This window comes from Streptomyces sp. NH27, from assembly GCF_056859195.1.
This window is the reverse complement of record NZ_JACEGK010000554.1, coordinates 1-5,058: the sequence shown is the minus strand read 5'-3', so window position 1 is coordinate 5,058 and position 5,058 is coordinate 1. Positions and strand designations below refer to the sequence as shown.

General features: G+C 71.1%; 5 protein-coding genes. 3 read left to right on the top strand and 2 right to left on the bottom strand.

All coding sequences use genetic code 11. The annotated features are described in order from the left end of the window. Positions 1–203: 203 nt before the first annotated feature. Positions 204–1,148 (top strand): glycosyl hydrolase family 18 protein, encoded by a 945-nt coding sequence (locus AC13HU_RS31750; protein ID WP_483045433.1) that lies wholly within the window; start codon positions 204–206, stop codon positions 1,146–1,148. A gap of 98 nt (positions 1,149–1,246) precedes the next feature. Here the strand turns inward: AC13HU_RS31750 and hutH are convergent, their stop codons facing one another. Beyond that, complete coding sequence (gene hutH / locus AC13HU_RS31745; RefSeq protein WP_483045432.1) at positions 1,247–2,803, bottom strand: histidine ammonia-lyase; 1,557 nt, start codon at positions 2,801–2,803, stop codon at positions 1,247–1,249. 218 nt (positions 2,804–3,021) lie between these two features. Next, on the bottom strand, positions 3,022–3,597 hold the full coding sequence (locus AC13HU_RS31740; protein WP_483045431.1) for a hypothetical protein: 576 nt from the start codon (positions 3,595–3,597) through the stop codon (positions 3,022–3,024). A gap of 43 nt (positions 3,598–3,640) precedes the next feature. Here AC13HU_RS31740 and AC13HU_RS31735 point away from each other — a divergent pair, with 43 nt between their 5' ends. Continuing rightward, positions 3,641–4,369 carry a lasso peptide biosynthesis B2 protein gene (locus tag AC13HU_RS31735; RefSeq protein ID WP_483045430.1) on the top strand — a complete coding sequence of 243 codons (729 nt, stop codon included), beginning with the start codon at positions 3,641–3,643 and terminating at the stop codon, positions 4,367–4,369. Further along, positions 4,353–4,946, top strand: coding sequence for a GNAT family N-acetyltransferase (locus AC13HU_RS31730; RefSeq protein WP_483045434.1), 594 nt, complete (start codon positions 4,353–4,355; stop codon positions 4,944–4,946). Before AC13HU_RS31735 ends, AC13HU_RS31730 begins: the two co-directional genes overlap by 17 nt. Positions 4,947–5,058: the final 112 nt, after the last annotated feature.

The following is a 5,058-nucleotide window of genomic DNA, read 5'->3' as shown; positions in this document are numbered from 1 at the left end:
CGAGCCCCCACACGCCCCCGCGACGGGCAAAACCTCGGTCAAGAGTGTGGCCGCGATTCATTTATCCGGACCCCGGGTATTGACGTGAACTGGCCAACGGATCAACCATGCTGACTCATGGTTAGGAAACTTTCCTAACTCGTTCGCCCCTGCGGTCTTGCGCTTCCCCCCGCTGTCTCCTCCGCCCCCCGAGAGGTTTCACCATGGCCAAGTCACCCGTACGCCCCGCACTCGTCGCCGCGGCAGCGGTCGCTCCGGTGCTCGCGCTGCTCGCCGCGGCCCCCGGCGCACACGCCGCCGCCGTGGCCCCGACCGCGCTCCCCGCCCAGTTCGCGGCGCCCTACCTGCAGATCGACTCCTCCTCCGCCAAGGACATGGCCGCCGACCAGAGCGCGAGCGGGCTGAAGAACTACACGCTGGCCTTCCTCACCTCCAAGTCCGGCTGCACCCTCCAGTGGGAGGACGGCGGCGACTCGGTCGGCGCCTTCAGCTCCCAGATCAACGCGGTCAAGTCGGCCGGCGGACCCGTGATCCCGTCCTTCGGCGGCGCCGGCAGCAAGGAGCTCGCCCAGACCTGTACCTCGGTCTCCAGTCTCACCGCGGCCTACCAGAAAGTGGTCAGCACCTACGGCGTCACCCGACTCGACTTCGACATTGAGGGCGACACCCTCGCCAACGGCAACGCCAACACGCGGCGGGACCAGGCCCTGGCGGCACTCCAGCAGGCCGACCCGTCCGTGCAGATCGACTGGACGGTGGCCGTGGACCCGGACGGCATGGAGTCCGACGTCACCAAACTGCTCAAGAACGCGCAGTCGGCGGGGGTGAAGACCAGCGCGGTGAACCTCATGACGATGGACTTCGGCGACGGCGAGAACGCCCTGGCGGACGCGGAGTCCGGCGCCACCGCCGCCGAGAAGCAGTTCGCGAGCATCTACGGCGGCTCGGCCGCGCAGAACTGGGCCCGCATGGGCCTGACCCCGATCGCCGGCCAGAACGACGACGACGAGGACTTCACCCAGGCGAACGCCTCCACCCTGGAGAGCTTCGCCGCGTCGAAGGGCGTTCAGGAACTGGCCTTCTGGGAGGTCGATCAGTACGACAAGCCGACCGGCTACGCCTACTCCAAGATCTTCAACAAGATCTGACACCGACGCCAACTGCCGTGCCCTGTAAGGCGTCTGGACCCGCGAACCGGCGACGCGGGTCCAGCCGCACTCTCACGGCCGCGGGTCAACGTACCGAGCTAGGCCAACGGACCCGTCACGGTCTCCACGGCCCGGACCAGGGAGCCGTCGCGGACGAAGGCGTCCGCGGCCGCGAGGTCGGGCGCGAGGAAGCGGTCCCGCCCGGGCCCGGGCACCCCGGCGGCGCGGAGTGCCGTGAGCACGGCGGCGCTGGCGGGTGCCGGCCGCAGCTCGGTCCCGGTGGTACGGATCTCCAGCGCCCGGGTGGCCGCGAACATCTCCACAGCGATGACCCGCGTGAGCGCGTCCACCGCGGTACGCAGCTTCCGCGCCGCGGCCCACCCCATGGACACGTGGTCCTCCTGCATCGCCGAGGACGGGATCGAGTCGACGGACGCGGGCACCGCGAGCCGCTTCATCTCGCTGACCAGCGCCGCCTGGGTGTACTGCGCGATCATCAGCCCCGAGTCCACGCCCGGGTCGTCCGCGAGGAAGGGCGGCAACCCGTGCGACCGGTTCTTGTCGAGCAACCGGTCCGTACGCCGCTCCGCGATCGACGCGAGGTCGGCCGCGGCGATCGCGAGGAAGTCCAGCACGTAGCCGACGGGGGCACCGTGGAAGTTGCCGTTCGACTCGACCGTGCCGGCCTCCGTCACCACCGGGTTGTCGATCGCCGCGGCGAGTTCGCGGTCGGCGACCAGCCGGGCATGCGCGAGGGTGTCCCGCCCGGCCCCGGCGACCTGCGGCGCGCACCGCACGGAGTACGCGTCCTGCACCCGCGGCGCGTCGTCCTGGTGGTGCCCGGTCAGGCCGGAGCCCGCGAGCACCCTGCGCATGTTGTCCGCGCTGGCCGCCTGCCCGGGGTGCGGGCGGATCGCATGGAGCTCGGGCGCGAGTACCCGGTCGGTGCCGAGCAGCGCTTCGAGCGTGAGTGCGGCGGTGACGTCGGCCGCGGTGAACAGCCCCGCCAGGTCCGCGCAGGCCATCACGAGCATCCCGAGCATGCCGTCGGTGCCGTTGATGAGGGCCAGGCCCTCCTTCTCGCGCAGCTCGACCGGTTCGATGCCGTGCTCGGCGAGCAGTTCCGCCCCCGGGCGCACCACGCCGTCCGGTCCTTCCGCCTCGCCCTCCCCCATCAGCACCTGGGCGCAGTGCGCGAGCGGTGCGAGGTCACCGGAACAGCCGAGCGAACCGTATTCGTGCACGACCGGGGTGATGCCCGCGTTCAGCACCGCCGCCATCGTCTCCACGACCACCGGGCGTACGCCGGTACGGCCCGACGCCAGCGTCTTCAGCCGCAGGAACATCAGCGCGCGCACCACCTCGCGTTCCACCCGCGGACCCATTCCCGCGGCGTGGGACCGTACGAGGCTGCGCTGCAACTGGGCGCGCAGTTCCGGGCTGATGTGGCGTACCGCCAGTGCGCCGAACCCCGTCGAGACGCCGTAGACCGGTTCCGGTTTCGCGGCCAGCGCGTCGATCACGTCGCGCGACCGCGCAACGCCTTCCAGCGCTTCCGCGCCGACCTCGATACGTGCGTTGCCGCGTGCGACGGCCGTGACGTCTTCCGCTTCCGTGCCGTGGGCGCCCAGCACCACCACGTTCTGCATATCCATATTCACGAACCCTAAGCACTGAATCGTTCCCTGTCACCCGCCGCCAACCCGCTCTCCCGGCTTCTTCGTCGACCACACACCCGCACACTTCTCCGCGTTCAGCATCCGAGCGCCGCAGCCGGCTGCGCGTTCCGAGAGCCGTCCGACAGGTACGTGGCCAGCGGGCACCCGTTGCCCACCCTCGCCCGGCCGTGAGCGGCGAACCGTAGACCGCGACGCTAAGAGGCATAGCTCAGCCGGGTCGCGGCGACGAGCTCGCGAACACCGCTGATGCGGGGGTGGCGCCGGGCGAGGTCCGTGACGATGGCGCGGATACTGGGGCGGTCGCGGACTTCGGCGGGGGCGGTGCGGTGGGCGGCGAGAAGAGCGCGGGCGGTCTGCTCGGGTTTATCCCACCGCCACCAGGCGCGAGCCATGTCCGTATGAAGGCGGCCGCGGCGTTCGGCCGTGGCGAACTGCGCTGGGTGGAGGTTCCGGCCGGCGTGGACGGCTGCGCCGGCGTCGCCGAGGGACCACAGGACGCCGACCTTGTAGAGGGTGACGGAGGCCGGGGTGACCGAGAAGGTCGGCGTGCCAGGTTGTTCCGGGAGAAGGGCGACGGCGCGTTCGGCGTCCCGGATCATCTCCAGGGCGCGGTCGCGGTCGCCGGCTTCGGCGGCGGCGTAGGCGATGGTGCAGAGCATCTGTGCGAACGTCCGGGCTTGTGCGGGGGTGGTCAGGCCGGTGGTCTCGACCTGGGCTGCGGCGTGGAGCAGGCTCTGGCCGTCGAAGCGTGGCTCCGCGCCCTCGAACACGCGCCCACCACCTGGGTGAGCCTCCGCGAAGGAGAACACCGCCGTGGATGACCTGCCCACGTTCGCTACCTGCCCCGGCCATGTTCGCGCCGTCGACTTCGGCCATGCCCTGGTCCTCATCGACTACCGCACCGGCCGCGTCCAGGCCCTCCAGCCGCCGGCCGCGGCCCAGTGGAATGCCATCTCGCGCACCGGCATCCTCGAGGGCATCGACTCCGCCCTCGCCCGCCGACTCCTCGCACTGGACCTCCTCACGCCGACGCACAACCCGGCCCCGTGGCCAGTCGCGCTGCGCGCCTCCTCGGCCCAGGCCAGCTGGGGCAGCGCCGAACACCCCGCGGGTATCAGCCGGCCACCCCGCGCCGCGCTCGGCGAGACCCTCGCAGCCGCTGCCTCGCTCACCGTCGCCTTCGCCATCACCCGCCGCTGCCACGCCGGCATGCAACGCACCATCACGCTCCTGTCCGCCGCCTCCGCACGGACGGTCCGACCCGCGACGCCCGAGCAGGCGGCCGACGTCATCACCGCGGTCCGGCGCGCCGGCTGGTACTCCCCCGGCCGCACCGCGTGCCTGGAGGAGTCGGTTGCCGCGGTCCTGTTGTTGGGCGCCCGACGCCTCGGCGTCCGCTGGTGCCACGGCATCGCGTCCGACCCGATCCGGCTGCACGCATGGGTGGAAACTATGAACGGCGTCGACGTCGCCGAGCCGTCCTCGACCCGCGCCTACACCCCCGTGCTCACCATCGGAGACCGCCATCACCAGCCCCGCTGACCCGACCGACCCGATCATCTGGCTGCGCACCGAGATCTGCGGGCTCGGTCCTTACCGCGCCGATCTCATCGACACGTACTGGCGGTGGGAGCAGGACCCCGCCATCCTGATCGGCTACGGGCGTCAGGCTCCCGAGTCCCTGGAGGCGCGCACCGAAGGCATGGCCCACCAGTTGCGCGGTGAGAACATCCGCTTCACCATCTACGACCTCACCAGCAGCGCGCCGGTTCCGGTCGGAGTCGCGACCTTGTTGCCCGACCACAGCGTCCGCACCGCCGAGTTCGTCATCATGCTTGCCCCCGAGTCGCGCGGCCGGGGTTTGGGAACCGCCGCGACCCGGCTCACGCTCGACTACGCCTTCCACGTCACCAACCTGCGGATGGTCTGGCTCAAGGTCCTCGCTCCGAACGCGGGTGCGATCCGCGCGTACGAGAAGGCCGGCTTCCAGCACGTCGGTCAGATCCGCCAAGCCGGATACTGGCTCGGCCAGGTCTGCGCCGAGATCGTGATGGATGCCCTGGCCACGGAGTTCGGCGGTCCCTCGGTCATCACTCCCACGGGCGCCGTGTCTCTCTGATCCACCGCCATCGGGTAGGCCCGCCGCCCCGCCCCACCGAAGAACCCACGGGTGACCGAGGGGCGTGGGAGGATGGCGGGAGGTTTGCGATCGTTAACCGGGTGTGCGGGAG